Origin of the sequence: Streptomonospora nanhaiensis (assembly GCF_026642255.1) — a bacterium.
GTDB classification, from domain to species: Bacteria; Actinomycetota; Actinomycetes; order Streptosporangiales; family Streptosporangiaceae; genus Nocardiopsis; species Nocardiopsis tropica.
In genome coordinates, this window is record NZ_CP113264.1 from 1,738,904 (window position 1) to 1,765,525 (window position 26,622).

Annotated in this window: 24 protein-coding genes and 1 pseudogene; 12 read left to right on the forward strand and 13 right to left on the reverse strand. The window is 75.1% G+C overall.

Annotated elements, in window-relative coordinates; all coding sequences use genetic code 11:
- Nucleotides 1-78: 78 nt before the first annotated feature.
- Nucleotides 79-453 (forward strand): FKBP-type peptidyl-prolyl cis-trans isomerase, encoded by a 375-nt coding sequence (locus tag OUQ99_RS07670; protein ID WP_267948732.1) that lies wholly within the window; start codon nt 79-81, stop codon nt 451-453.
- Between the two features lie 93 nt (nt 454-546).
- Here OUQ99_RS07670 and OUQ99_RS07675 read toward each other — a convergent pair whose 3' ends face one another.
- Nucleotides 547-1,722, reverse strand: coding sequence for an acyl-CoA dehydrogenase family protein (locus OUQ99_RS07675; protein ID WP_267948733.1), 1,176 nt, complete (start codon nt 1,720-1,722; stop codon nt 547-549).
- Nucleotides 1,723-1,976: 254 nt separating this feature from the next.
- Between OUQ99_RS07675 and OUQ99_RS07680 the strand changes: the two genes are divergently transcribed.
- Nucleotides 1,977-2,618, forward strand: coding sequence for a TetR/AcrR family transcriptional regulator (locus OUQ99_RS07680; protein WP_267948734.1), 642 nt, complete (start codon nt 1,977-1,979; stop codon nt 2,616-2,618).
- Nucleotides 2,619-2,698: 80 nt separating this feature from the next.
- On the opposite strand, the gene OUQ99_RS07685 is transcribed toward OUQ99_RS07680, so the two are convergent.
- Both OUQ99_RS07685 and OUQ99_RS07690 read right to left on the reverse strand, forming a co-directional pair.
- The gene (locus OUQ99_RS07685) at nt 2,699-4,369 is read right to left on the reverse strand and encodes a hypothetical protein (protein ID WP_267948735.1); all 1,671 of its coding nucleotides are present in this window, start codon (nt 4,367-4,369) and stop codon (nt 2,699-2,701) included.
- The gene (locus OUQ99_RS07690) at nt 4,354-5,127 is read right to left on the reverse strand and encodes an ABC transporter ATP-binding protein (RefSeq protein ID WP_267948736.1); all 774 of its coding nucleotides are present in this window, start codon (nt 5,125-5,127) and stop codon (nt 4,354-4,356) included. Before OUQ99_RS07690 ends, OUQ99_RS07685 begins: the two co-directional genes overlap by 16 nt.
- Before the next feature lie 150 nt (nt 5,128-5,277).
- On the opposite strand from OUQ99_RS07690, the gene OUQ99_RS07695 reads away from it, so the two are divergent.
- Nucleotides 5,278-6,579 carry a sensor histidine kinase gene (locus OUQ99_RS07695; protein WP_346660237.1) on the forward strand — a complete coding sequence of 434 codons (1,302 nt, stop codon included), beginning with the start codon at nt 5,278-5,280 and terminating at the stop codon, nt 6,577-6,579.
- Nucleotides 6,579-7,286, forward strand: a complete 708-nt coding sequence (locus OUQ99_RS07700; RefSeq protein ID WP_267948737.1) for a response regulator — start codon at nt 6,579-6,581, stop codon at nt 7,284-7,286. The genes OUQ99_RS07695 and OUQ99_RS07700 overlap by 1 nt, the downstream gene beginning before the upstream one ends.
- Nucleotides 7,287-7,654: 368 nt before the next feature.
- Here OUQ99_RS07700 and OUQ99_RS07705 read toward each other — a convergent pair whose 3' ends face one another.
- Nucleotides 7,655-8,242, reverse strand: coding sequence for a TetR/AcrR family transcriptional regulator (locus OUQ99_RS07705; RefSeq protein ID WP_267948738.1), 588 nt, complete (start codon nt 8,240-8,242; stop codon nt 7,655-7,657).
- 119 nt (nt 8,243-8,361) lie between these two features.
- On the opposite strand from OUQ99_RS07705, the gene OUQ99_RS07710 reads away from it, so the two are divergent.
- The 3 genes from OUQ99_RS07710 to OUQ99_RS07720 all read left to right on the forward strand — a co-directional run bounded on the left by OUQ99_RS07710 (nt 8,362) and on the right by OUQ99_RS07720 (nt 12,954).
- Complete coding sequence (locus tag OUQ99_RS07710) at nt 8,362-9,855, forward strand: FAD-dependent monooxygenase (protein WP_267948739.1); 1,494 nt, start codon at nt 8,362-8,364, stop codon at nt 9,853-9,855.
- Nucleotides 9,856-10,418: 563 nt separating this feature from the next.
- Nucleotides 10,419-10,865, forward strand: a complete 447-nt coding sequence (locus OUQ99_RS07715; RefSeq protein WP_267948740.1) for a carboxymuconolactone decarboxylase family protein — start codon at nt 10,419-10,421, stop codon at nt 10,863-10,865.
- Nucleotides 10,866-11,133: 268 nt separating this feature from the next.
- A complete protein-coding gene (locus OUQ99_RS07720) occupies nt 11,134-12,954 on the forward strand; it encodes an AMP-dependent synthetase/ligase (protein ID WP_267948741.1) in 1,821 nt (606 codons plus the stop codon).
- Between the two features lie 150 nt (nt 12,955-13,104).
- Here OUQ99_RS07720 and OUQ99_RS07725 read toward each other — a convergent pair whose 3' ends face one another.
- Nucleotides 13,105-13,614 carry a DUF7144 family membrane protein gene (locus tag OUQ99_RS07725; RefSeq protein WP_267948742.1) on the reverse strand — a complete coding sequence of 170 codons (510 nt, stop codon included), beginning with the start codon at nt 13,612-13,614 and terminating at the stop codon, nt 13,105-13,107.
- 256 nt (nt 13,615-13,870) lie between these two features.
- On the opposite strand from OUQ99_RS07725, the gene OUQ99_RS07730 reads away from it, so the two are divergent.
- From OUQ99_RS07730 to OUQ99_RS07750, 5 genes are all read left to right on the forward strand, one after another.
- A complete protein-coding gene (locus tag OUQ99_RS07730; protein ID WP_267950292.1) occupies nt 13,871-14,404 on the forward strand; it encodes an ArsR/SmtB family transcription factor in 534 nt (177 codons plus the stop codon).
- Nucleotides 14,405-14,460: 56 nt separating this feature from the next.
- Nucleotides 14,461-15,492: a serine hydrolase domain-containing protein gene (locus tag OUQ99_RS07735; RefSeq protein WP_267948743.1), complete on the forward strand. Its 1,032-nt coding sequence runs from the start codon at nt 14,461-14,463 to the stop codon at nt 15,490-15,492.
- On the forward strand, nt 15,489-15,866 hold the full coding sequence (locus tag OUQ99_RS07740) for a hypothetical protein (RefSeq protein ID WP_267948744.1): 378 nt from the start codon (nt 15,489-15,491) through the stop codon (nt 15,864-15,866). The genes OUQ99_RS07735 and OUQ99_RS07740 overlap by 4 nt, the downstream gene beginning before the upstream one ends.
- Before the next feature lie 122 nt (nt 15,867-15,988).
- Nucleotides 15,989-16,570 (forward strand): PadR family transcriptional regulator, encoded by a 582-nt coding sequence (locus tag OUQ99_RS07745; protein WP_267948745.1) that lies wholly within the window; start codon nt 15,989-15,991, stop codon nt 16,568-16,570.
- Nucleotides 16,571-16,679: 109 nt separating this feature from the next.
- On the forward strand, nt 16,680-17,672 hold the full coding sequence (locus tag OUQ99_RS07750) for an alpha/beta fold hydrolase (RefSeq protein ID WP_267948746.1): 993 nt from the start codon (nt 16,680-16,682) through the stop codon (nt 17,670-17,672).
- Between the two features lie 110 nt (nt 17,673-17,782).
- Here OUQ99_RS07750 and OUQ99_RS07755 read toward each other — a convergent pair whose 3' ends face one another.
- The 8 genes and pseudogenes from OUQ99_RS07755 to OUQ99_RS07785 all read right to left on the reverse strand — a co-directional run bounded on the left by OUQ99_RS07755 (nt 17,783) and on the right by OUQ99_RS07785 (nt 26,356).
- Nucleotides 17,783-18,628: an NAD-dependent protein deacetylase gene (locus OUQ99_RS07755; RefSeq protein ID WP_267948747.1), complete on the reverse strand. Its 846-nt coding sequence runs from the start codon at nt 18,626-18,628 to the stop codon at nt 17,783-17,785.
- Nucleotides 18,629-18,820: 192 nt separating this feature from the next.
- Nucleotides 18,821-22,195: a pyruvate carboxylase gene (locus OUQ99_RS07760; protein ID WP_267948748.1), complete on the reverse strand. Its 3,375-nt coding sequence runs from the start codon at nt 22,193-22,195 to the stop codon at nt 18,821-18,823.
- Between the two features lie 202 nt (nt 22,196-22,397).
- Nucleotides 22,398-22,760 carry a UBP-type zinc finger domain-containing protein gene (locus tag OUQ99_RS07765; RefSeq protein ID WP_267948749.1) on the reverse strand — a complete coding sequence of 121 codons (363 nt, stop codon included), beginning with the start codon at nt 22,758-22,760 and terminating at the stop codon, nt 22,398-22,400.
- A gap of 10 nt (nt 22,761-22,770) precedes the next feature.
- Nucleotides 22,771-23,679, reverse strand: coding sequence for an ATP-binding cassette domain-containing protein (locus OUQ99_RS31640; protein WP_431061520.1), 909 nt, complete (start codon nt 23,677-23,679; stop codon nt 22,771-22,773).
- A 183-nt stretch (nt 23,680-23,862) separates the two neighbouring features.
- A pseudogene (locus tag OUQ99_RS31645) lies at nt 23,863-24,573 on the reverse strand (ATP-binding cassette domain-containing protein); the annotation flags it as partial.
- Between the two features lie 264 nt (nt 24,574-24,837).
- On the reverse strand, nt 24,838-25,008 hold the full coding sequence (locus tag OUQ99_RS07775; RefSeq protein WP_267948751.1) for a hypothetical protein: 171 nt from the start codon (nt 25,006-25,008) through the stop codon (nt 24,838-24,840).
- 175 nt (nt 25,009-25,183) lie between these two features.
- Entirely contained in the window at nt 25,184-25,588 is a 405-nt protein-coding gene (locus OUQ99_RS07780) for a twin-arginine translocase TatA/TatE family subunit (protein WP_267948752.1), read from the reverse strand.
- 54 nt (nt 25,589-25,642) lie between these two features.
- Nucleotides 25,643-26,356, reverse strand: a complete 714-nt coding sequence (locus OUQ99_RS07785) for a response regulator (protein ID WP_276567189.1) — start codon at nt 26,354-26,356, stop codon at nt 25,643-25,645.
- Nucleotides 26,357-26,622 lie beyond the last annotated feature (266 nt).

A 26,622-nucleotide genomic window follows, 5' to 3' on the forward strand; every position in this document is an offset into this window, starting at 1 on the left:
CCCGGACGCGCAGGGAGGTGTCCGCGCGCCGATACCCTTGGCCTCTCTGTTCCCACTGAACACACGAGGGGTACCACCATGGCGCTCGAGCGTCCGGAGATCGACTTCATCGAGGGCCCGCCGCCCGCCGACCTGGAGATCACCGACATCAAGGTCGGCGAAGGCGCGCAGGCCGGCCACGGCAGCACCGTCGACGTCCACTACGTGGGCGTCGCCTTCTCCAGCGGCGAGGAGTTCGACGCCAGCTGGAACCGCGGAGAACCGCTGAGCTTCCGTCTCGGGGCCGGCCAGGTCATCTCCGGCTGGGACCAGGGCGTCCTGGGCATGCGCGTGGGAGGCCGGCGCAAGCTGGTCATCCCCCCGCACCTGGCCTACGGCGACCGCGGCGCGGGCGGCGCCATCAAGCCGGGCGAGACCCTGATCTTCGTCTGCGACCTCGTCGGCGTCCGCTGACCCGACCGGCGCCGGGGGCCGGTCCCCCGGACACGCGGAGCGCGGAGGGGCCCGCGCCGCGCCCACGGGCGCGGCACGGGCCCCTCCGTCCGCCTAGCCCAGGGTTGCGCCCACCTTGATGTGGCCCTTGAGCAGGTCGCGGGCGATCGTGCGGCGCTGGATCTCGTCGGTCCCCTCGAAGATGCGCAGCAGCCGGACGTCGCGGTAGAAGCGCTCGATCGGCAGTTCGCGGGTGTAGCCCATGCCGCCGTGGATCTGCATGACCCGGTCGACGATCTCGTTGGCCTTCACCCCGCCGAAGAGCTTGGCGATGGACTGCGCGTGGCGCGAGTCCCGTCCCACCGACACCTGCCAGGCGGCGTGCAGGACGAGCAGGCGCAGGGCCTCGATCTCGGTCTGGGAGTCGGCGATCATCCACTGGATGGCCTGGCGGTCGGCGATGGGCGCCCCGAACGTCTCGCGGGTCCGGGAGTACTCGATCGCCATGTCCAGCAGGCGCTCGCACCCGCCGAGCGCGCGGGCGGGCAGCAGGTAGCGGCCCTTGCCGATCCACTTCATGGCGAGGGAGAACCCGTGCCCCTCCTCGCCCAGGATGTTCTCGTGGGGCACGCGCACGTCCTGGAAGACCAGGGAGGCGGGGCGGCGCTCGCCCATGGTGTCGATGGGCTCGGAGGTCCAGCCCGCGTCGCGGTCGACGAGGAAGCAGGTCACGCCCCCGTCGGCGCCCTTCTCCGGGTCGGTGACCGCGAAGACCATGGCGAAGTCGGCCTCGTTGCCGCCGGTGATGAAGGTCTTCTCGCCGTTGATCACCCACTCGTCGCCGTCGCGGACCGCGCGGGCGCGGATGGCCTTGGCGTCGGAGCCCGCGCCGGGCTCGGTGATGGCGAAGCAGGAGCGGCGCTCACCGGCGATCGTGGGCAGGAGGTAGCGCTCCTTCTGCTCCTCGTCGGCGTGGTACAGGATGTTGTCGGCCTCGCCGCCGAACTTGAAGGTCAGGAAGGTTCTGCCCAGTTCGATCTCGATGATCGCCGCGGTGACCGGGTCCAGGCCCATGCCGCCGTACTCGGTCGGCGTCTCCACGCCCCAGAAGTCGGACTTGCGGGCCAGCTCGCGCAGGCGGGCGCGCTCCTCGGAGTTCAGACCGGGCGGGTGGCCCTCGCGCTCGCGGCGCAGCACCTCGTTCTCCAGCGGCATGAGCTCCCGCTCGACGAAGGTCCGCACCCAGTCGCGTACGGCGCGCTGTTCTTCGCTCAACGAGAAATCGATCACGGCCTGCTCCCCAGTAACCTAACAGTGTTCGGTTATTTGAGGGTACGGTGTGTCCGGCCGTGCGTGCAAGAGGTCGCGGCATCGGGGTTCCCACGCGTTCCGGCCGCGGACCGGAGGTGACCGGCTGCCCGCGGCAGCGCCCCGCCGACGCCGCGGGGACCCGGCGCCGGACGTGCGCCGCGTACTGACGTGCGATGATCGGGCCGGGCGCCGGACGGACCGGGCGCCTCCCGCAGCGGAGAGAGGGATCCCCCGTGGCCCGACCCAGGACGCCGATCCTGAGCAGACCAGCCATCCGACTGGCCGCGCTCACGCTCATCGACCGCGACGGTCTCGACGGGCTGTCGATGCGCAAGCTGGCCCAGGAGCTCGACGTGCAGGCCGCCTCCCTCTACAGCCACTACCGGACCAAGGAGGAGCTGCTCACCGAGGTCGCGGACGAGGTCACCGCCCACATCGACGTCTCGGGGTTCGACGGCGGCGACTGGCGCGAGGGCCTCACCGTCTGGGCGCGCTCCTACCGCGACGCCCTCGCCGCGCACCCCCACCTGCTCCCGGTCGTGTCCGCGGGCCCCGGCCGCCGGGAGGAGGCGCTGCGGCGCGCCGACGCCGTGCACGGCGGGCTCGTCGGCGCGGGCTGGCCGCCCCGCTACGCCACGATGATCGGCGCCTCCACGAAGTACCTCATCGTGGGAGCCGCGACCAACTCCTTCGCCCGGGGGTTCGACGACGACGTGCGCGTCTACCGGGACCGCTACCCCAACCTGTCACAGGCCCACCGGCTCGCCGAGCACGCCGCGGAGATCGACGACGCGAGCTTCGAGCTGGCCCTGTCGGCCTTCCTGGACGGGCTCACCGACGTCTTCGCCAGGGTGCGGGTCACACCCCGCGACTGACCGCGTACGCGGGAAGGCGCGGCGCGGTCCCCGTCCGGGACCGCGCCGCGCCGACTGCCCGGGTCCCCGGACCCGCGGGCTCAGGAGCCGGTCGGCCTCGTCTCGGCGTTGCCCTCGATGGCGGTGCGCTCCAGCCGGTCCAGCAGGGATCCGTTCGCCGGCACGGTCCGCAGGGCGACCTCCTTGCCGTACCTGATCCGGGCGAACGCCTCAGGGAGCCGCGCCTCCAACCGCCGGTACGCCACCCGGCCGAGCCACCACGCGGCGAGCGCCCCGTTGAGCACGCCCACCGGTGCCGCCGCCCACGGGAGGCCGGCCAGGCCGAGGAACACGGCGGCGAGCACGGCGGGCGCCGACAGCAGCGGCAGGGCCACCAGCGCGATCCACACCTGCACCTGGTTGTCGCCCGAGTCGTTGGCGTCCACCCTCAGCTGCGGGTCCACCCCGGGTGAGAGCGCCACCACCGACAGCAGGAGCGCGAGCCCGCTCCCCACGCCGAAGAACACCGCCATCCCGGTGACCACGTACGGCCACGCCCAGGGCGAGCCCGTCGCCACGACGAACGCCGCGCTCAGCAGGGCCGCACCCGGCACGATCAGCAGCAGGATCGCCACCTGGCGGCCGCGCACGTCCGCCCGCACCGTGTCCCGGCCCTGGCCGACCACCGACAGCCACAGCGCGGTCCCGTCGTGCCCGTACATGTTCGAGGTGGACAGCGCCATGATGAAGGCCGCGATCACCCCGGTGAACGGCGCGAAGAAGGAGAACGTGCCGCTGGACCAGGTCAGCAGGCCGATGAACAGCGCCGCCCACAGCGACGCGCGCAGTTCCAGGCCGCGCCACGGGTCGCGCCACCACTGGCGCAGCTCCTTGCCGACCACCGCGCCCAGGGGGGTGTCCGGCAGCAGGGGGAACCGGGGCCCGCGGGCCGTCGGCGGGTGCGCGCCCAGGGGTCGGCCGCGGCGCCGCACGCCGCGCGCCCCGACCCGGGGGGCCAGCAGTACGGCGGTCACCGCGACCAGTGCCCCGGTGAGCAGCGCCAGCGCGCCGATCCAGGCGGAGGCCGCCCCCCAGGACCCCGCGGCCGCGGCCTGGACGGCGAGCACCGGCCAGGAGGTCGGCAGGGCGGACAGCACCGCGCCGACCGCGCCATCGCCCAGGCCGTTCTCGCTCAGGTCCAGGGTCGCGGTGAACGCGGGCTGGACCGCCATCCACCCGAAGAAGAGCCCGGCGAGGATCAGGCCCCACTGCACCGACGCGATCTCCATCCCCAGCCGCGAGTGCATCGCCGCGCCCAGGGCGCGGAACACCAGCCGGGACAGCGAGACCACGAACACCCACAGCAGCAGGACCCCCGGGACCGCCACCAGCAGGGCCGCCGGGTCCACCGCCAGCGCGTGCCAGGCCAGGGCGGCCAGCGCCACCAGGGTCAGGGCGGGGCCGATGTCGAAGAACATGGTCAGCAGCAGGATCGCGCCCAGTCGGCGCCGGTCCAGGGGCAGCAGCGCGAAGTACTGCGAGCGCAGGACCCCCGTGCCGTTGGCGACGGTCGGACCGAGCATCCACGTCGCGGCCCACACCGCGAAGGCCAGGGACAGCAGGTCCGCCCGCACGGCGTCCGAACCGGCCGCCAGGGCGAAGTACCAGGTGATGCCGAGACCGAGGACCGCGAGGGCGGTCCCGAACAGGCGCATCCCCGTCGGGGAGTGGCCCAGCAGGGTGAACTTCAGGCGGATCAGGAGGACAGCCACGCCAGTTCCCCCTTCCCGACCTCGCGGGCGCCCACCAGGCGGACGAAGGTGTCCTCCAGGGTGGCGTCCGTCCCCCGCACGTCCGCCAGGGACCCGTCGGCCAGCACCCGGCCCCGGGCGATGACGGCCACCCGGTCGGTCAGCTGCTCCACCAGCGCCATCACGTGGCTGGAGACCACCACCGTGCCGCCGCCGTCGGTGAACCGCCGCAGGATCGCCGTCAGCACCCTCGCCGACACCGGGTCCACCGCCTCGTACGGCTCGTCGAGCACGAGGACCTTCGGGGCGTGCAGGAGGGCGGTGGCCAGGCCGATCTTCTTGCGCATGCCGGTCGAGTACTCCGCGACCAGGACCGAGTCCGCCTCGGCCCCGTCCAGCTCCAGCACGCGCAGCAGCTCCTCGGCCCGGGCCCGGACCACCCCCCGTTCGAGCCCCCGCAACCGCCCCCAGTAGTCGAGGAGCTCGCCGCCGGTCAGGCGCTCCGGCAGGGCCAGGCCGTCCGGCAGCACCCCCAGCAGGCGCTTGGCGGAGACCGGGTCCGCCCACACGTCCGCGCCCAGGACCCGCGCGGTCCCGCTGTCCGGGCGGAGCAGCCCCACCGCCATGGACAGCGACGTGGTCTTGCCGGCCCCGTTGGGGCCGACCAGCCCGAGCATCGCCCCGCGCGGGACGGACAGGGACACCCCGTCGGCCGCCCTGGTCTCGTTGAAGGTCTTGGTCAGCCCGTCCAGTTCCAGCGCGGGCACGTCGTCGCTCATACCCCCATGCTCACGCTGCGGGGACCCGGGCGCATCGTCCGAGTGGTCATGGCCGATCGGCCGATCGGCCGAACGAGGGGCGGTCCTCGGGCAGAGGCGGGCGGGGCGGCGGCGGTCCTAGGCTGGTGGCGACGAGAGGGAGGGCGGCCAGTGCGCACCACGCCGGCGGCGACCGGGGGGAAGGACGGGGAGGGGGCGGCGCCCGGGGCCGCGGGGACGCCAGGGGGCTCCCGCCGGCGGTGGCGGGACGCGGTGGTGGACGCCCTCCTGTTCGCCACCGCCTTCCTGTGGTGGCTGAACGTCTCCGCCGGCTACTTCGCCGGGCACCTCATCGGCCTGTCGCACCACGTGCCGGAGTGGCTCTTCGTGCCCGACGCGGTCGCCGGGGCGGTCGGCTGCCTGGTGCTCCTCCTGCGCCGCAGGCGCCCCCTCGCCGTGGCCCTGGTCCTGTGCGTACTGGCGGCTTTCTCCAACTCGGTCACCGCCGCCCTGGTCGTCGGCCTCGTGGGCCTCGCGATCCGCCGCCCCTGGCAGCAGGCGGCGTGGGCGGTGGCGCTGACCATGCTCCTGGGCCTGCCCTGGCTCGTCACCGTGCCGCCCGGACGGGTCGAGAGCGTCCTCTCCGTCGCGCTCGCGGCCTCCCTCGTCACGGGCAGCGTCGGCTGGGGTGTCGCCATCCGCGCCCGCCGCCAGCTGGTGGAGCGCCTGCGGGCCGACGTCCGGCACGAACGCGCGGACCGGGAGCGGCGGCTGGAGGACGCCCGCTCCGAGGAGCGGCGCCGTATCGCCAGGGAGATGCACGACGTGGTCGCGCACCGCATGTCCCTGCTGTCGGTGCACGCCGGAGCCCTCGCCTACAGGACAGAACGGGCCGAGGCGGGCGCCGCCGCGCCGCTGGAGGCCGCGGAGCTCGGTGCCGCGGTCCGGGTCATCCGGGACAACGCGCACCGCGCCCTGGAGGAGCTCAGCGGGGTCCTGGAGGTCCTGCGCTCCACGGACACACTGCCGGGCGGGGCGGACGACCACGCCGGCACCGCCGCGCCCGCGACGGGGCTCGCCGACACCGGGCGGCTGGTCGGGGAGGCGGTCGCCGCGGGGCAGCGGGTGGGGTGGGAGCTCGACGTCCCCGCAGGGGCCGAGCCGGGGGGACAGGTGTCGCGCACCGTCTACCGGGTGGTGCAGGAGGGGCTGACCAACACGCGCAAGCACGCCCCGGGGGCCAGGGTGGGCGTGCGGGTGGCCGGCGGCCCGGGGCGGGGCGTGGAGGTGTCGGTGACCAGCGCGCTGCCGGTCGGGGTGGTCTCCGGCGAGATCCCGGGCGCGGGCGCGGGCCTGACGGGGCTGACAGAGCGGGTCGCGCTGGAGGGCGGCGAGCTGTTCCACGGAGCGGAGGACGGGGTCTTCCGCCTGTCCGCGACCCTGCCGTGGCCGGAACCCCCGGAGGTGCCATAGTGGTCGCCGTGCCTACCGACCCCGTGCGCGTACTCCTCGTCGACGACGACCCCCTGGTGCGCGCGGGGCTGCGGATCATGCTCTCCGGAGACGACCGCATCGAGGTCGTGGGCGGGGCGGGCGACGGCTCCGAGGTCGCCGCGGCCGTCGCCGAGCACCGCCCCGACGTGGTGCTGATGGACGTGCGCATGCCCGGCGTGGACGGGATCACCGCCACCGAGGGCCTGCGCGGCGGAGCATCGGGCGGGGAAGGCGCACGGCCCCAGGTCATCGTCCTGACCACGTTCGACGCAGACGCCACGGTGGTGCGGGCCCTGCGGGCGGGCGCCGCCGGATACCTGCTCAAGCACACCGAGCCCGAGCGCATCGTGGAGTCGGTGCTCCGCGCCGCGGCCGGCGAGCCCGTGCTCTCGCCGGGCGTGGCCCGCGCGCTGATGGACCGGGTGGCCGGGGAGGACCCGGCCGAGCGCTCCGAGGCGCCCACCCGCAGGGAGCGGGCACGGCGGAGGCTGGAGCTGCTCACCGAACGGGAGCGGGAGGTCGCCGAGGCCGTGACCGCGGGACTGTCCAACGCGGAGATCGCGGAACGCCTGTACATGTCCATGGGGACGGTGAAGTCCCACGTGTCCAGCGCGCTCGCGAAGCTGGACCTGACCGGCCGCGTGCAGCTGGCCCTGCTCACCCACGACGCGCGGTCGGAGGACTGACCGGCGCGCGCCGGGCACGGCGGGGCGGGCAGGCCCCGGGACCCCCCTGTTCCCAGCAAACCGCACGCCGCCCCGGGGCGCCGGACGGTTCCCGGGCCTGTGGACGGCGCGTCGACGCCGCGGGGCGGGCGTGCCCGCTCGTGGCCCCGGTCGCCGCCCCCGCTCGCGTCGGTCGCGGGCATCGCCACGCGGCCCCGCCGTCGTCGGTTGCCCCGCGGTCCCGCCGCCGCCGTCGGCGGCCCCGCGCGTGCCCGGGGCAGGGGCGAACTCGTGGACCCGCCAGGCCACCCTCCCGACTGCCCCGGGCGTGCCCCGGCGCGGAACGCCCGCCCGTCCCGCCGCTCCGCCGCCCGCGGGGCCGGCCGGGCTCAGTCCCGGGCGGCCGCGACCAGGGCCCGCGCGAGGCGGTCCGCCTCGCCGCCCTCGGGGAAGGGGGTGCCGGTGGCCAGACGGACCAGGACCGCCCCGGACAGCAGGTCGGCGACCAGCGGGGCGCGGTCGGGGTCGGAGACCTCCCCGCGTGCGGCGGCGCGGGCGAGGACCTCCCGGACCAGGGTCGTCCGCTGCTCCAGGAGCGAGCGCAGGACCGCGGCGCCCTCCCCGTCCCGGAGGGCGTCGGAGAGCGCGTGCCGGGCCAGGGCCTGGAGCGGAGTCCCGCCGAACACCCCCTGGACGACGCCGACCGCTGCGGTGAGGTCGCCCTCCAGCGACCCGGTGTCGGGCACCTCCATCCGGTCGGCGCCGACCTGTCCGGCGACGGCCGCCACCAGGTCCCGCTTGGTCGGGTAGCGCCGGAACACACTCGTGCGCCCGACCCCCGCCCGGGCCGCCACCTCGTCGAAGGTCAGCCCGAACCCGCGCTCCACCAGCAGTTCCAGCGCCGCGGCGCGGATCGCCTCGTCCACGGCCGGATCGGGACGGCGGCCGCCCCTGGCCCCATTTCCCGCGGTGCCCATGATGCTTCCTCCCGGGCCTTGACAGCAGTAGGGGTACTCGTAGTATCGGTACTCGGAGTTCCGGTACCCAGAGTACCGGAAGAGGCGTACCAGCCGCCGCGCCCCCGAGGAGCACAGCCATGAGCGTCACCATCGTCGGAGCGGGGCCCACCGGCCTCATGCTCGCCGGAGACCTGGCCGAGGCCGGGATCGACGTCCGGGTCCTGGAGAAGCGCGCCCGGGAGACCGGCCCGACCCGCGGGTTCGCCGTCCACGCCCGCGCCCTCGAACTGCTCGACGTGCGGGGGCTCGCCGACACCCTCGTCGCCCAGGGCTTCCCCGTCCCCGAGGTGCGCGTCGCCTTCGGCGACGGCCGCGGCCTCACCCTCGACATGCGCCACCCCGAGAGCCGCTTCCCGTTCGTCCTCGTGGTCCGGCAGGGCCGTACCGAGGCCCTCCTCCGGCAGCGGGCCGAACGGCTCGGCGTGCCCGTGGTCCGGGGCGCCGAGGTCACCGGGCTCGCCCAGGACGAGGACGGCGTCGACCTCGCCGTCCGCACCGCCGACGGCGAGCGCACCGAACGGGCCGACCGCGTCGTCGGGACGGACGGCGCGCACAGCACCGTCCGGGAACTCCTGGGGGTGCGGTTCGGCGGCCACGGCTACGACACGCGCATCCTGCTCGCCGACGTCCGGCTCAGGCGGGAACTGCCGCCGGCGGTCAACCCGTTCGTCGGACCCGACGGCGTCGCCCTCCTCCCGCCCTACGGCGACGGCTGGTACCGCGCCACCGTCTGGGACCGCGCCCGCCAGGACGCCCCGCCGGGCGGACCGGTCGACGCGGAGGAGGTCGCCGAGTCCCTCCGGAGACTCTCCGGCGGTGTCCTGGACGTCGCGGAGGTGCGCTGGTCGGCGCGCCTCCTCAGCGAACGCCGACAGGCGAGGGACTACCGCGTCGGCAGGGTCCTGCTCGCCGGGGACGCCGCGCACGTCCACTCGCCCATGGGCGCCATGGGCACGAGCACCGGCCTCCAGGACGCGGCCAACCTCTCCTGGAAGCTCGCGGCCGTCGAGAAGGGGTGGGCCCCCGCCTGGCTCCTCGACTCCTACGAGGCCGAGCGCCACCGGGCCGGCCGCGCCACCCTCCGCCTCAGCGACATGATCCTGCGCGCGGCCGTCGCCCCGGCGCCCGTGCGAGCGGTGCGCTCCCGGGTGGTTCCGGCGCTGGCCGGCGTCCACGCGTTCGCGGACAGGGTCCGCCTGCGGCTCGCGGGGCTCGGCCACTCCTACGAGCTCCCCGACGGCCTCACCGTCTCCGACACCACGGGCACGCGCGTGGACGACCTGCCGCTCACCGTCGGGGACCGGCCCGCGCGGCTGTACGAGCTGATGGACGGCGTCCGCTTCACCCTGCTCGACGCCTCCCCCGACGGCGCCGCGGCCGAGGCGGCCCTGCCCTGGGCGGACCGGGTCCGGATCCTGCGGGTCCGGGGCGACCTGCCCGGCGGGGCGCAGGTCCTCCTGGTGCGCCCCGACGGCTACGCCGCGTGGGACGACGCGCACCCCGACGCGGAGGAGGAGCGGACCGTGCTCCGGCAGTGGGCCGGAGCGGAGGCGGGCGGGCCGCGGCCCTGAGCCGGCGGTCGGACCCGTGCCGGCGGACGCCGGAACGCGACGCCCCGGCCCGCCACCGGGCCGGCCGTCGCCACCGCGTACGCCCACCGGAGCGGTTCCGGCCCCCTGCCCCGGCCAGGGGCGCCGACACCGCCGCCGACAGGCCGTAGCGGGCCGCGAACGCGCACGGCGACGGCCGCGTGCCCTTCGACCCCGGCAGGGCCGTCCCGGGGAACGACCCGGGTGCGCCCGCCGTCGCCGCGGCGGACAGCGGGGGCCGGCCACGGGCCGCTCCGGACCGCCGGGGACGGGGAGGCCGCGTCGCCCGGAGAATTCGTCGGTACGGCCTCACTTCCCGGGCGCCTGTGAACGCCAAGAAAAGTAGCGGCTCCGGCCACGAAAGGAGGAACCGTAAAAAGGCGACCTCCGATATCACAGGACACTTTTCCCACCAAGGATGAACAGGGGCGGAAAACGGTCCGGGGCCGCTCCGCCGCCGGGGGCGTTGGTAGCTTTGACCCCAGTGCACCCGTGACGCCCCGCCCCGTCCGGGGAGGGGCGACCGACGAGGAAGGCGGTCCCCCGTGGCCAGGACGCGTGTGATCTGGGCGAAGAAGCTCCCGGAGGTCTACAGCAAGCTGGACGAGATCGACAAGGTCATCGCCGGTCACCTGGAGGGAAGCCTCCTGGAGCTGGTGAAGCTGCGCTCCTCGGTGATCAACGGCTGCTCCTTCTGTGTCGACCTGCACACCCGGGTCGCCCTCAAGCAGGGGGAGACCCAGCGGCGGCTGTTCCTCGTCTCCGCCTGGTACGAGGCGGGGGCCGTCTTCACCGACGCGGAGCGGGCCGCCCTCGCGCTCACCGACGAGATGACCCGCCTGGGCGAGCACGGGGTGTCCGACGAGACCTACGACGCCGCCGCCGAGCACTTCGACGACCAGCAGCTGGCCGCGCTCATGTCCGCGATCGCGATGATCAACCTGTACAACCGGCTCGCGGTCACCAGCCACCTGCACCCGCCCGCGAACTGACCGGGCGGAGGGCACGGGCCGAGGGCCCCGGCCGCGCGGTCCGGGCCCTTCCGCGGAAGGGCCCGGACCGCGCCCGAACCCCCTCTCGCTCCGCTTCCACCTGCGCATTTCCCGCACTCCCGGCCGTGTCGCCCGGGACGGAACGGCCTTTTCATCCGCGCTGTTATCGGAAAAACAAAGGGCGAAGGAGAATATCCGCGCGGCAGGGGAAATGATAAAGTCCGGCGTGTTTCAGGTCACAGTGTCAGGACGACCGCCAGGAGCACGCATGCCCCCCACTGTCCCCACCGACCGAACCCTTCCGAGCCTGCTCGCGCGCACCGCGGCCGAGCACCCCGAAGCGCCCGCGCTGTCCTGGCGCGGAACCGGAACCGGAGCCCCGGCCGGATCCCCCGGGTGGTCCACGCTCACCTGGTCCCAGGTCCGCGACCGGGTCGGCGAGCTCACCGAGGGCTTCGCCGCCCACGGCGTCGAACCCGGCGACCACGTCCTGCTGATGATGGGCAACCGGCCGGAGCACTGGCTCTGCGACCTCGCCGTGGTCCACGCGGGCGCCGTCCCCACCTCCGTCTACAACACCGCCGCGCCGGAACAGGTGGCCCACATCGTCCGGCACAGCCGGGCCCGGCTCGCGGTGGTCGAGAGCGCCGCGACCGCGGCCGCCTGGGAGCACCTGGTCGCCGACCCCGACACGCCCCTGGCGACCCTGGTCGTGGTCGAGGGGGCCGACACCGGGCGCGGCCACACCGCCTACGGGGACCTGCTCGGAGCCCCGGCCGGCGCCGCGTTCGGCCGGTGGCGGGACCTGGCCCCCGACGACCTGCTCACCGTCCTCTACACGTCGGGGACGACCGGGGACCCGAAGGGCGTGGCGATCACCCACAGCGGCATGCTCGCCAACGCCGCCGCCGTGGACGCGGTCGTGGACCTGCCGGAGTTCCCCGACCACATCTGCTACCTCCCGCTGGCCCACATCGCCGAGCGGGTCCTCGGCATCTACCTCCCGGTGCTGCGCGCCTCCCACGTGTGGATGTGCCCGGACCCGGGGGACGTGGTGGGCGTCCTCCGGGCGGTGCGCCCGCCCCAGTTCTTCGGCGTCCCGCGGGTGTGGGAGAAGCTGGCGTCGGCCCTGCGGGCGGGGATCGCCCGGCTGCCGGCGGAGGGGCGCGCCGCGGTGGAGGCGGCGATGGCCGTCGCCACCGAGCACGCGGAGGTGCGGGAGCGGGGCGGTCGGGTGCCCGCCGAACTCCAGGAGCGCTTCGACGAGGCCAGGGCACAGGTCTTCCGGCCCCTGCTGGCCGGGGTCGGCCTGGACCGGGTCGCCTGGGCGTCGAGCGCGTCGGCGCCCATGCCGATGGACGTCGTGCGGTTCTGGGCGGGCCTGGGGATCCTGGTCATGGACGCCTGGGGGCTGACCGAGTCCGTGGGCGTGGCCACGGCCAACGCCCCCTCCTCGGGGTTCCGGCTGGGTTCGGTGGGCCGCCCCATCGACAGTGTGGAGCTGCGCCTCGCCGACGACGGCGAGATCCTGCTGCGGGGGGAGTCGGTGTTCGGCGGCTACCTGGGGCCGGACGGGCGGATCCTGCCCGCCGCCGACGCCGACGGGTGGTTCGCCACCGGCGACGTGGGGCGCCTGGACGAGGACGGCTACCTGTGGATCACCGACCGCAAGAAGGAGCTGATCGTCACCTCCAACGGCAAGAACATCTCGCCGGCCCTCGTGGAGAACACGCTGAAGGAGCACCCGCTGATCGGCCAGGCGTACGCCCACGGCGACCGGCGGCCCTACCTCGTGGCGCTGCTCGTGCTGGACCGCGAGACGGCTCCGGTGTGGGCCGAGGCGCGGGGCATCGACACCGGCGGGGACTGGGAGGCGCTGGCCGCCCACCCGGAGGTGGCGGCGGAGCTGGGGCGCGCGGTCGAGGCGGCCAACAGGCGGCTCAACCGGGCCGAGCAGGTCAAGGCCCACAGGTCGCTCGCCGAGGAGTGGGGGCCGGACACCGGTGAGCTGACGCCGTCGCTCAAGCTCCGGCGGCGGGTCGTCCGGGAGAGGTACGGTGACGCGCTGGCGGCGCTGTACGGGGACTGAGCCGGCGGGCGCGCCCCGGGCCGCGCGCCCTCCCGGGGCCGACCGCTCCCCGGGGGTCGCGCCCGGGAGCGTGTGCCCGCCTCCTCCGGCAGCGGGCGCGGACGCGCGGAACCGCCCCCGTCCGCGGAACGGGGGCGGTCGCGGCCGAGGTCAGGAGCCCTGGCCCGTGGTCTGCTGCCCGCCGGTGCGCTGCTCCGGCGAACGCGTCGGGCGCGGCGCCTCGTGGGACGCCCGGTAGCCGCTGCGGTAGACGGCCTCGTCGGACTGCGGGGACGCGTCCCCCGCCCGGGTCGGCCAGCCCGCGGTCAGCCCGTAGATCACCAGGATGTCCACGGCGATGGCCACCATCGACCACAGGGGCATGGCCACCACGAAGGCCAGCTGCGCGAGGGCGTTCAGGGAGGCGAGGACGATGCCGAACACCCGCGCCCAGGTGCGGCCGGACAGCACGGCGACGCCTGCGGCGACCATGACCGCGCCCCACAGCCCGAGCAGGACGCCCCAGGACCCGTACTCGAGGAAGAGCATGTCCGTGCCCGTGGCGATGTAGAAGTCGGGGGAGAACAGCGCCACCATCCCCTGGATGATGTTGACCGCCCCGATGACGATCAAGAGTGTGGCGACGAAGAACTGCCAGCCGTTGGCTGCCTCTGTCCGCATGTCGGCTCCTCACCGGCCGCCCGGGCGCCCGGGGTGGTGCCTGTCCGGGCAGGGGCGGCCCCTCGGGTGTCCCTGGCGTGTGCGCGGGTCGCGCGCCGCCCCTCCATGATCAGCCCCTGCCGGTCATCGGTATCTCACTGTTCGTACCCGATAGGGCAAATCTCCCGTGTCGCCGAGGGGTGGGGCCGGACGCGTTCCGTACGGGGGTAAGATGGTTTTTACGTAGTTACGGAATTTCGAATTACCTGGGGGCGTGGTGGACCGAACGACCGAGCAGCGTCTGGCCGACCTGGAGGCCCGGGTCGCCGAACTGGAGGGCCGGGCCGAGGCGGCGCCCGCGCCGCCCGGGGGAGGCGGGGGCACGGAAGGGGCGCCCGGGGGAGCGTTCTTCGCCCTGGAGGCGCTCCGGGGGCACGCCGCGGGGCGGGGGGCCGTGGTCTTCGCCGGCATCGTCCGGGACGGGGACGGCGAGGACGCGATCGAGTGGCAGCAGGGCCTGCCCGTGGACCGGCTGGCCGGGGCCGACTGGTCCCGCGCGGCCGCCGTCCTCGACGCCCTGGGCCACCCCGTCCGGCTCCACCTGCTGCACGCGGTCTGGGAGGGCACGGGGACCGTGGCCGGCCTGGCCGAGCTCTCCGGCTTCGGTACCACCGGCCAGATCTACCACCACGTCAACCTGCTCGTGGCGGCCGGGTGGCTCACCACCGTCCGGCGCGGGCACTACATCGTCCCCCCGGAGCGGGTCGTCCCCCTGCTGGCCGTCCTCACCGCCGCGGGCGGTGCCTCCTGAACGCCGCGGGAGGGGGCGCGGCCGGGCGCGGGCCCGGCGTCGCGGCCGCCTGCGCCGTGGCCGTCCTTGTCCTGCTGCTCGGATTCGCCGCGCGCCCGCAGGTCCCGTCCCTGTCGGACCGGGAGGCGGGGGACCCCGGCCTGCTCGACCGGGCCCGCCCCCTGCTGGCCGCGGACGCGCGCGAGCGCGCCAGCGTCGTGGTGATCGACGGAGACCGGACCCGCGTCGCCCACTTCGGCGCCGACGGCGGCACCGTCTACGAGATCGGCTCGGTGACCAAGGGCATGACCGCCCTTCTCCTGGCCGACGCCGTGGAGAGGGGCGAGGTCGCCGAGGACACCGAACTCGGCGCGATCCTCGACCTGGGGGACGCGCCCGCCGCGTCGGTCACCCTCGCGGAGCTGGCGAGCCACCGCTCCGGCCTGCCCCGCCTCCCCACGGGCCTCGCCGAGAGCGTCGGCACGGCCGTCGCGGCCTACCGGGGGAGCGATCCCTACCGGGCCGACCGGGCCGCGCTCGTCGCCCAGGTCGCCGCGGCCGGGACGGAGGGCCGCGGTGAGGTCGCCTACTCCAACATGGGTGCGGCCGTCCTCGGCCAGGCCGTGGCCGAGGCCGCGGGCACCGACTACCGCACCCTGCTGCGGGAGCGGCTCCTCGAGCCGGTGGGCATGGACGCGACCACGCTGCCCGTCACCCCGGACGGCCTCCCCGAGGACGCGTCCGTCGGACACGGGGCCCGGGGGCGCACCGCCGATCCGTGGACCTCCCACGCCTACGCCCCGATGGGCGGCGTGCGGTCCACCCCCGGGGACATGGAGCTCCTGGCCCGCGCCCTGCTGGAGGGGGCCGCCCCCGGCGCCGACGCCATGGAACCGCGCTGGGACGCGGGGGACGGCGGCGAGGTCGGCCTCGGCTGGTGGATCGACGACCACGACGGAACCGCGGTGACCTGGCACAACGGAGGCACCGGCGGGTTCTCCTCGATGTTCGCCCTGGACCGGGAGGGAGGCCGGGCGGTCGTCGTCCTGGCCGATTCCTCCCTGCCGGTGGACGACATCGGCATCACCCTGCTCCTGGAGGACGCGTGACCGCCTGGCTCCCCGTCGTCGTCGGCGTCGCCCTCGTCGCCTGGCTCGCGCTGGACGCCGCGCTGATCGCGCTCCGCGGCTGGCGCGGCAGGGGCCGCCTCCGCTTCGCGGACCGCTGGGACGCCCTGTCCCGTGCGCTCCACCTCGCCGCGGCGGCCCTCCTGCTCCTCGTCTTCGTGCAGTGGGGCCACCTGCCCGGGGCCCTGTGGTGGCTGGTGGTCCTCCCGGTGGCGGCGGCGCTGTCCGGTGCGGCGCTCCGCTGGCCGGAGCTGCCCCGGCACGGCGAGGACGGGGCGGCCGGCACGCGCAGGGCCTCCGCGGCCGGCGGCGCGGTCCTCCTCGTGCTCGGGCTCGCCCTCGTGGTGCTCGTGTGAGCCGGGGCGTGAGCGCCGGACCGCGTTGTGGACAGGCCGGTCCACGACCTGCCGGGGCCGCCCGCGCAGGACAACGAGTTGTCTACACGCGTCGTTGACCATCGAAGGGCTATGCTGCCCGGATGGCACTGCGCAACGCTGTGATGGCCGCGCTGCTGGACGGCGCGGCGTCCGGATACGACCTGGCGAAGAACTTCGACGCCTCCGTGGCCAACTTCTGGATGGCCACCCCCCAGCAGCTCTACCGCGAGCTGGACCGGATGGAGGCGGACGGGCTGATCGACGCCGTCGTCGTCCGCCAGGAGAGGCGCCCCGACAAGCGGGTCTTCTCCCTGACCGCCGCCGGGCACCGGGCACTGCGCGAGTACACGGAGCGCAGTCCCCGCCCCGCCGCGATGCGCGACGAACTCCTCGTCCAGCTCCAAGCGGTGGACGCGGGCGACGCGGACGCCGTCCGCGCCTCCGTCGCCGAGCGGGTCGCGTGGGCGCGCGGCAAGCTGGCCCGCTACGAACGCCTGCGCCTGCGACTTCTCGACGGGCGCACCGAGGACGAGCACGTCGCCCGCGCCGAGCGGATCGGCCCCTACCTCACCCTCCTGGGCGGGATCTCCCTGGAGGAGGAGAACATCCGCTGGGGGGAGAGGGTGCTGGCCCTCCTCGACCGCCGGGCCGCCGCCGTGGACGGGAGCCCCGCCACGGGCTGACCCCGCGGCCCACGGCACCGCCTCCCGCCCCCCTCAAGGGGCCGGGAAGGCCTGCTGCGCCTGGGATAGCGTGTCCAGCACTGTTGCCCACGGCACCAAGGAGCACACGATGAACGTCGAACACAGGGACATCGAGGTCAACGGGATACGGCTGCACGTCGCCGAGCAGGGGAGCGGCCCGCTCGTGCTGCTCCTGCACGGCTTCCCCGAGACCTGGTACTCCTGGCGCCACCAGTTCGACCCGCTCGTCGGGGCCGGGTACCGGGTGGTCGCCCCCGACCAGCGCGGCTACGCCCGCAGCGACCGGCCCGAGGACGTCGCCGCCTACACGCTGCCGCACCTGGTCGGCGACGTCGTCGGCCTGATCGCCGCGCTCGGCGAGAAGGAGGCCGTCCTCGTCGGACACGACTGGGGCGCCCCCGTGGCCTGGGCCACCGCCATGATGCGGCCCGACCTCGTCCGCGGCGTCGCGGGACTGAGCGTCCCGCCGTTCCCGCCCGCGATGATGCCCACGCCCTCGGCCAACCGCCACATGTACGGGGAGGGCTTCTACCAGGTCTACTTCCAGGAGCCCGGGCGCGCCGACGCCGAACTGGCCGCCGATATCGCCTCGTTCATGCGCCGCATCCTGGTCGGCGCCTCCGGCGACAACCCCGAGACGGACGAGCCCCGCCTGTGGATGGTCCCGGAGGGCGGGACGCTCCTGGACGCCCTGCCGCCGGCGGACGAGCTGCCCTCCTGGCTCACCGAGGAGGACGTGGCGGCCTTCGCCCGCGACCACGCGGCGCACGGGGCCCGGGCCTTCACCGGCGGGCTCGACTGGTACCGCAACACCGAGCGCAACCAGGAGCTCATGGCCCCCTTCCAGGGGCGCGGCATCGACGTCCCCGCGCTCTACATGGTGGGGGACATGGACCTGGTGACCGTCATGCGGGGGATCCCGGAGCTGCGGGAGGTCCTGCCCCTGATCGCCCCCCGGCTGCACGCGGACGTCACCCTGCCCGGCTGCGGCCACTGGACGCAGCAGGAGCGGCCGGACGAGGTCAACGCGGCCCTCCTGGACTTCCTCGCCCACGTCGAGGCGGAGGGCGGGTCGGAGTAGCCGGCGCCCTCCCGGCCCGAAGGAGCGGCCGGGGCGGCGAGGGCGCGGCGCCCGGCGGCTCCGGGGCGGCACGCCACGGCGGCGGGCGCCGTCCCGGCCCCGGGGACGGGTCAGGCGGTGTAGGCGCCGGCGAGGGAGCGCAGGACCTGGGAGCAGCCCGCGTCCACCGTGAGCGCGGCCACGCCGTCCGCACGGGTCTCCCCCCTGTTCAGGATCACCACCGGCTTGCCCTGCTCGACGGCGCGCTTGACGTACCTGCGCCCCGAGAAGACCGTCAGCGACGAACCCGCCACCAGCAGGGCCGACGCGTCGTCCACGAGTCGGTAGCCCTCCATCACACGCGACTTGGGCACGTTCTCGCCGAAGTACACGATGTCCGGCTTGAGCATGCCCCCGCAGGCCCCGCAGTCGGCCACCCGGAACCCCTCGGTGGACGCGAGGACCGCGTCCGCGTCCGGCGCCACCTCGACGTCGGCGACGCCGTCCGCGAAGCCGGGGTTCAGGGCCGAGAGGCGCTCGGCCAGGCTCGCCCGGCTGACGACCTCGGAGCAGCCCAGGCAGACCACCCGGTCGTAGCGGCCGTGCAGGTCGACCACCCTCCGGCTGCCCGCCGCCTCGTGCAGGGTGTCCACGTTCTGCGTGATGACGGCGGACACCGCGCCCGCCGCCTCCAGGTCGGCCAGCGCCCGGTGCCCGTCGTTGGGCCGGGTGCGGTGCACGTGGCGCCAGCCGACGTGGTTGCGGGCCCAGTAGTGGCGGCGGAACGCGGCGTCGCCGACGAACTGCTGGTACGTCATCGGCTTGCGCGGCGGGGAACCGGGGCCACGGTAGTCGGGGATCCCGGAGTCCGTGGAGACACCCGCCCCGGTCAGCGCGACCACCGGGCCCGGACCCAGGACCTCGCGCATCCGGGCCGCCGCGACCCCGGGGTCGACGGAATCGAGTGTTGTCGTCACGCTTCGAGGGTACGCGGCCGGCCGGAGCGGACCCCGACCGGCCGACCGGCTCCGGCCGCCCGCACGTCCCCCGCGGGCGCCGTCCCGAACCCCGTCGCCCCGGTCCGGGCGGCGGGGACCCGTGCGGCCTCGGAGGCCCCGGCCCCCGGCCCCCGGCGCCGGGCCGCCGTGCGGGCGGCCCGGCGGACGGTGTCAGGCGAGGCAGACCAGCAGGTCGCCGCCCTCCACCCGGGCCACGGTGTCGATCGCCAGACGGGACACGGTCCCCGCCTTCGGCGCGGTGATCGAGGCCTCCATCTTCATCGCCTCGATGGTGGCCACCGTCGCACCGGCCTCGACCTCGTCGCCCTCGGCGACGGCCAGCGTGACCACGCCCGCGAAGGGAGCGGCGACGTGCCCCGCGTCGGACCTGTTCGCCTTCTCCGCCGTGCGCACCTTCGACGCCAGCGCCCGGTCCCGGATCTGGAGCGGCCGCAACTGGTCGTTGAGGGTCGCCATCACCGTGCGCACCCCGCGCTCGTCGGCCTCGCCCAGGGCCTCCAGCTCGATCAGGAGCCGCACGCCCGGTGACAGGTCGACCGAGTGCTCCTCCCCGGCGCGCAGGCCGTAGAAGAAGTCCGCGCTGGACAGCACGCTGGTGTCGCCGTAGGCGTCGCGGTGCTCCTCGAACTCCCTGGTCGGGCCGGGGAACAGCAGCCGGTTGAGCGTCGCCCGGGTGTTCTCGGCCAGACCGGCCCTGTCCTCCTCGGTCAGCTCCGCCACGGGGCGCGCCTCCGCGCGGCCGGCCAGGGCCCGCGTGCGGAAGGGCTCGGGCCAGCCGCCGGGCGGGACGCCCAGCTCACCGCGCAGGAACCCGACCACCGAGTCCGGCACGTCGAACCTGCCCGGATCGGCCTCGAAGTCGGCCGGGTCCACCCCGGCGCCGACCAGGTGCAGGGCCAGGTCGCCCACCACCTTGGAGGAGGGCGTGACCTTCACGAGGTGGCCGAGCATCCGGTCGGCGGCGGCGTACATCGCCTCCACGTCCTCGAAGTGGTCGCCCAGCCCCAGCGCGACCGCCTGGGTGCGCAGGTTGGACAGCTGGCCGCCCGGGATCTCGTGGTGGTAGACCCGCCCCGTCGGCGAGGTCAGCCCGGCCTCGAAGGGCGCGTAGACCCGGCGCACGGCCTCCCAGTACGGCTCCATCTCGTTGACCGCGTCCAGGCTCAGGCCGGTGGCGCGCCCGGTGTGGTCGAAGGCGGCCACGACGGCCGACAGCGACGGCTGCGAGGTCGTGCCCGCCATCGACGACACGGCCCCGTCCACGGCGTCCGCGCCCGCGTCGACCGCCGCGAGGTAGGTGGCCAGCTGGCCGCCCGTCGTGTCGTGCGTGTGGACGTGCACCGGCAGCTCGAACTCACGGCGCAGGGCCGAGACCAGCCGTGCCGCGGCCGGGGCGCGCAGCAGCCCGGCCATGTCCTTGACCGCGATCACGTGCGCGCCCGCGGCGACGATCCGCTCGGCGAGCCTCAGGTAGTAGTCCAGCGTGTACAGCTTCTCCGAGGGGTCGGACAGGTCGGAGGTGTAGCACAGCGCCACCTCCGCGACCCCGGTGCCGGTCGCGCGTACCGCCTCGATGGCCGGGCGCATCTGCTCGACGTCGTTGAGGGCGTCGAAGATGCGGAAGATGTCCACGCCCGTGGCGGCGGCCTCCCTGACGAAGGCGTCGGTCACCTCGGTCGGGTAGGGGGTGTAGCCCACGGTGTTGCGCCCGCGCAGCAGCATCTGGAGGCAGATGTTGGGCACGGCCTCGCGGAGCGCGGCCAGCCGCTCCCAGGGGTCCTCGGCCAGGAAGCGCAGGGCCACGTCGTAGGTGGCGCCGCCCCAGGCCTCCAGGGACAGCAGTTCGGGCATGGTGTGCGCGACCGCGGGCGCCACCGCGAGCAGGTCCCTGGTGCGGACCCGGGTGGCCAGCAGGGACTGGTGGGCGTCCCGGAACGTCGTGTCGGTGACCCCCAGACGCGGCGAGTCGCGCAGCCAGCGCGAGAACCCCTCCGGTCCCAGCTCGGCCAGGCGCTGGCGCGTCCCCGGGGGCGGGGAGCCGGCGGGCAGCGCCGGCAGCTTCGTGGCCGGGTCCACCAGGTGCGGGCGCTCCCCGTGCGGCTTGTTCACGGTCACGTCGGCCAGGTAGGTGAGCAGCCGGGTGCCGCGGTCGGCGGAGGGCCGGGCGGTCAGCAGCTGCGGCCGCTCCTCGATGAAGGAGGTGGTGGCCCTCCCGGCCTGGAAGTCGGGGTCCTCCAGCACCGCCTGGAGGAAGGGGATGTTGGTGGCGATGCCGCGGATGCGGAACTCGGCCACGGCCCTCCTGGCCCGGCTCACCGCCGTGGCCAGGTCCCGGCCGCGGCAGGTCAGCTTGACCAGCAGGGAGTCGAAGTGGGGGCTGATCTCGGTTCCCGCGGCCGAGGTGCCGCCGTCCAGGCGGATGCCCGAGCCGCCGGGGGAGCGGTAGGCGCTGATGATGCCCGTGTCGGGGCGGAAGCCGTTGGCCGGGTCCTCGGTGGTGATGCGGCACTGGAGCGCGGCGCCGCGCAGGTAGACGGTCTCCTGGGCGATGCCGAGGTCGTCCAGGGTCTCGCCGGAGGCGATCCTCAGCTGGGCCTGGACCAGGTCGACGTCGGTGACCTCCTCCGTCACCGTGTGCTCGACCTGGATGCGCGGGTTCATCTCGATGAAGACGTGGCTGCCGTCCTCGCCGACCAGGAACTCGACCGTGCCCGCGTTGCGGTAGCCGATCTCCCGGGCGAAGCGCACGGCGTCGGCGCAGATGCGGTCCCGCAGGCCGGGGTCGAGGTTGGGCGCGGGGGCGAGCTCGATGACCTTCTGGTGGCGCCGCTGGAGCGAGCAGTCGCGCTCGTAGAGGTGGACGACGCCGCCGCTGCCGTCGGCGAGGATCTGCACCTCGATGTGGCGGGGGTTCACCACGGCCCTCTCCAGGAACACCGTGGCGTCCCCGAACGCGGTGGTGGCCTCGCGCATCGCGGCCTCGACCGACTCGCGCAGCCGCCCGGCGTCCGGGACGCGGCGCATGCCGCGCCCGCCGCCGCCCGCGACGGCCTTGACGAACAGCGGGAAGCCGATCCCCTCGGCGGCGGCCACGAGTTCGTCCACGTCGGAGGACGGTTCGCTGGACTCCAGGACGGGGACGCCCGCGGCCCTCGCCGCGGCCACGGCGCTCGCCTTGTTGCCGGTCAGGTCCAGCACGTCGGCGGGGGGACCGACGAAGGTGATCCCGGCCCTCTCGCAGGAGCGGGCGAGCTCGGGGTTCTCGGACAGGAAGCCGTAGCCGGGGTAGACGGCGTCCGCCCCGGCCTCACGGGCGGCGCGGACGATCTCGTCCACGGAGAGGTAGGCGCGGACCGGGTGGCCGGGCTCGCCGATCTGGTAGGCCTCGTCGGCCTTGAGCCGGTGGAGCGAGTTGCGGTCCTCGTGGGGGAAGACGGCGACGGTGCGGGCGCCGAGTTCGTATCCGGCGCGGAGGGCGCGGATGGCGATCTCGCCCCGGTTGGCCACGAGCACTTTGCGGAACATGCCGGGTTCCTCCTGATCTTTCAGGTGTGATGCCGGGGCGCATGGTCCGGCGCCGTTGCCGGGGCCCACGGGAGGGTGGATCACGGGCACCCTAGCCACCCGGCGGGGCCCGGCCGCCACCTGGGGTGCGCCCTTCGCGGGGCCGGCGGGCCACCCCGCCGGCGCCCGCCGGTGCGGCGGCCGGGGCCCGCCCGCCCCGGCCTCAGGGGTTGACGCGCTCCGTCCAGTCGGGCGGGACCCGCCCCTCCGGTCCGGGAACGGGCTGGTCCGACGGGTGGCTGCTCGGCGGGGCCAGCTCCGGGCCGATCGTCATCTGCTGCCCCCGGAAGTCGAAGAACCAGTCCTCGCCCGGCTCGAAGCTCTGGATGATCGGGTGCCCGGTGCCCTCGTGGTGGCGCGTGGCGTGCCGCCCGGGCGAGGAGTCGCAGCAGCCGACGTGCCCGCAGGCGGCGCACCGGCGCAGGTGCACCCACCACCCCCCGCCCTCGAGGCACTCCTGGCAGCCGGTCCCGCTCGGCGGGACGGACGGGTCGATCTCGGGAACAGCGCTCTCTCCGTTGCTCATGGCGACCACGCTACTCACCGGAGCCCGGATCCGAACGCGACCCGCTGACCGGCCGGGACCGCTCCTCCGCGGCCAGCGCCTCGCGCACCCCCTCGGCGGTGGTCTCCCGCAGCTCCTCGTCCAGGAGCAGCCAGCGGGTGATGCCGATCGACTCCAGGAACGGCAGGTTGTGGCTGGCGACCACGAGCGCGCCCTCGTAGGATTCGAGCGCTCCCGAGAGCTGCCGCACGCTGGCCATGTCGAGGTTGTTGGTCGGCTCGTCCAGCATGACCAGCTGCGGGGCGGGCGCGGCGAGCATCGTCGCGGCGAGGGCGGCGCGGAAGCGCTCCCCTCCCGAGAGGGTGCCCGCGGGCTGCTCGGCGCGCTTGCCCTTGAACAGGAACCGCGCGAGCTGGGACCGGATGTGCTGGTCGGTGACCCCCGGCGCCAGGCGCGACACGTTCTCCACCACGCTCAGCTCCTCGTCGAGCACGTCCGGGCGCTGCGGCAGGAACCGCAGGGGCACGAACGCCTCGGCCTCGCCGGAGGAGGGCCCCAGCAGGCCGGAGAGCGTGCGCAGCAGCGTGGTCTTCCCCGCCCCGTTGCGTCCGATCAGCGCGACGCGCTCGGGGCCGCGCAGCTCCAGGTCCCCCTCCCGCAGGCTCCCGTACGGCAGGGACAGCCCCCGTGCCCGCAGGACCACGCGGCTCCCGGGCACGGCGGTGTGCGGGAGGTCCACCCTGATCTCCGCGTCGTCGCGGACCGCGTCCGCCGCCTCCTCCCGCCGCTCGCGCGCCTCGTCGAGGCGCTCCTCGTGCACGCCGCGCAGCTTGCCCGCGGACTCCTGCGCGGACCTCTTGAGACCTCCCGCGATGATCTTGGGGATGCCGCCCCGGTCGTCCAGGCGCTTGCTGTTGCGCTGGCGGCGGGCCAGTTTCATCCGGGTCTCCTCCAGCTCGCGCTTCTGCCTGCGCACGTCCGCGTCGGCGGCCCGCAGGGTCCGCTCCGCCGCCTCCTGCTGGGTGGCCAGCGCCTCCTCGTACGCGGAAAGGTTGCCCCCGTACCAGGTGACCGAGCCCGCCCGCAGCTCGGCGACGCGGTCCACGCGCTCCAGCAGCTCCCGGTCGTGGCTCACCACGACCAGCACCCCGGAGCGCCAGTCGTCGACGGCCTCGTACAGCCTGCGGCGGGCGAACACGTCGAGGTTGTTGGTGGGCTCGTCCAGGAGGAGGATGTCGGGGCGCTCCAGCAGCAGGGCGGCCAGGCGCAGCAGGACGGTCTCCCCGCCGGACATCTGCCCCACGGTGCGGTCCAGCTCGACGTGTCCCAGGCCGAGCGGGCCCAGGGTGGCCAGGGTCCGCTCCTCGACGTCCCAGTCGTCGCCGACCGCGTCGAAGTGCGCCTCGTCCGCGTCACCGGCCTCGATGGCGTGCAGGGCGGCGCGCCGCTCGGCGATGCCGAGGGCCTGGTCGACGCGCAGCGACGTGTCCAGGGTGATGTCCTGCGGAAGGTAGGCCAGGCTGCCGCCGGCGGACACCGAGCCCCCGGCCGGACTCAGCCGGCCGGCGAGCAGCCGCAGCAGGGTGGACTTGCCGGCGCCGTTGGCCCCGACGAGACCGGTGCGGCCCCGGCCGACGGAGAGTGAGAGCCCGTCGAAGACGGGTGTGCCGTCCGCCCAACGGAAGGAGAGGGCGGAGCAGGTCAGGGAGACGCCGGTGGCAGGCGTACTCGGCATGGTGTTCCTCGCGGTCGCAAGCGCTGTGAAGGGGTGGCTTCGTGGGCGAGCACCACGCGGCGGCCGCGTCTGAGGAGACGGGAGGTGTCCCGGGAGCATCGGGGACGTCCTGCGCCGAGGTCGCAAGCACGCGGGGTCACGGACGGCGTGGAAGCCAGTCGGGGTGTGACCGGTGTACGGGCCGGGCCGTACCGCGTGGTGATCGCGAACCTCAGATGCGCAACGTCCACCTCTGTCGTCGACAACAGGACGTGGGCCACTTTAGGGGATGGACCGCCCCGGAGTAAACCGTGTTTCCCCGTGGCGTGTGCGCGGGTCCGGCGGACACCGGGGCCGGGCCGCCGGACCGGTGGCCCGGCGGGGTCACCGGCGGCGGCGCCCCCAGCCGGAGCCGTAGCCCGCCACGTGCAGTGCGAGGCACAGCAGGCCGGCGAGGGCGAGGGTTCTCGTGGTGACGAGGTCCTGGATGCCCGTCCCGAGGAGTTCGAGGAGCAGGGCGAGTCCGAACAGGACCGCGGCGGCGGTGGCGAACACGGGGCCTCCGAGGGATGGTGGGTGTGTTCCCGGGCGCTACCCGTCTACCCGCGTGCCGAGGCGGCAACCACGGGCGCGGAGCCGCTGCCGACGCGGGTGCGCCGTGCCGTCGCGGTTGCGCGCCGCCCCGGCCCCCCGGCCCCGCGGTCCGCGCGGAGCCGGGGGCGGCCGCGGATCAGCGGTCGGTGGCGGGCCGCTCCTGCGGGGACTCCTCCCCGTCCTCGGGGCGGTGCGCCGGCCCCTCCAGGGAGGCCCGGGGGACAGGCCGCGCCTGGTGGTACGGGTGCTGACCGGGGTCGTGCGGCTCGGGCCGGTCGTACCCCGGGGAGGGGGTGCGGGGAGGGACGTGCCCGGTCCGCTCCGCCGACGGCTGCCCCTGCTCGTGTCCGGCCCGGGGGCCGGGCGGAGCCGCCGCCTCCCCGTCGGGGCGGTCGTCCTCGTCGCTGAGCCCCTTGGCCTCGGCCTTGAGGATCCGCGCGCTGCGCCCGAGCGACCGCGCCAACGCGGGCAGCCTGCTCGCGCCGAACAGCAGCAGCGCGATCACCAGCAGGATCATGATCTCGCGTGCGCCGATACCCATGTCGTCGTTCCTTTCCTCGTGGGGATCACGTGCCCGGGGCGGGCGGCCCCGGGTTCACCGCCGGTCCCTGCCGGGCGGTTCGCCCGGCAGGAAGCGGAACCCCGCCCCCGTCTCGGTGACGAAGTAGCGTGGCCGTCGCGGATCCGGTTCCAGCCGCCTCCTGATGTGGGACATGAACACGCGCAGGTAGTGGTGTTCGGTACCGTACCCGGGCCCCCACACCTCACGCAGCAGCCTGTCCCGCGCGACCAGGGCGCCGGGCTCGGCCGCCAGCACCTCGACGATGCGCCACTGCCGGGGCGTCAGGGGCACGGGCCGCCCCTGCCGGGTGACGCGCTCGGCCCGGAAGTCGATGGTGAAGTCCGCGGTGACGAGCGGGGGAGGGGGCGGGTGCGGCGCCGCCCGCCGCCGCATGACCGAGCGCAGGCGGGCGAAGAGCTCGCCCATGGAGAAGGGCTTGGTGACGTAGTCGTCCGCGCCCGCGTCCAGCGCCTCCACCTTGGTCGCGGGCGCGTCGTCGCCCGACACCACCAGGACGGGGGCCTCGCTCCACACACGCAGGCTCCGCAGGACGCCCAACCCGCCCAGAGACGGCAGGCACAGGTCGAGGAGGACCGCGTCGGGGCGGTGTTCAGCGGCCAGGGCCAGCGCCTGCTCCCCGGTCGCCGCGTAGAGGGGCGTGTACCCCCGCGCGCGGAGGTTCATGCCGAGCGTCCTCCGGACGGTGAGGTCGTCGTCGACCACCAGGACCCCTGGGATCCGCTCCATCCTCCCCCTTCCGTTCCGGTTCCCCGCCGCCGGGGCCGGGCCCGCGTCCGGCGGTCCCCGCCGGAGCCGAGGGGGAGGGGCCGGCGCCCGGCGCGCCCGGTGCGTCCGGTCCGCCGGAACCATCGAAGGGGATCCCGGGGGCGCGGGGGCGGGTCCTAACGGTTTCCATGCGGGTCCGGGCCGGGATCCTGACGCCTTCCTGACGTTCGCGGGCTCGGGGGCGCTGCGGCCCGCGCCGCCGGGGCACCGTCATGGCAGTGCGCCGG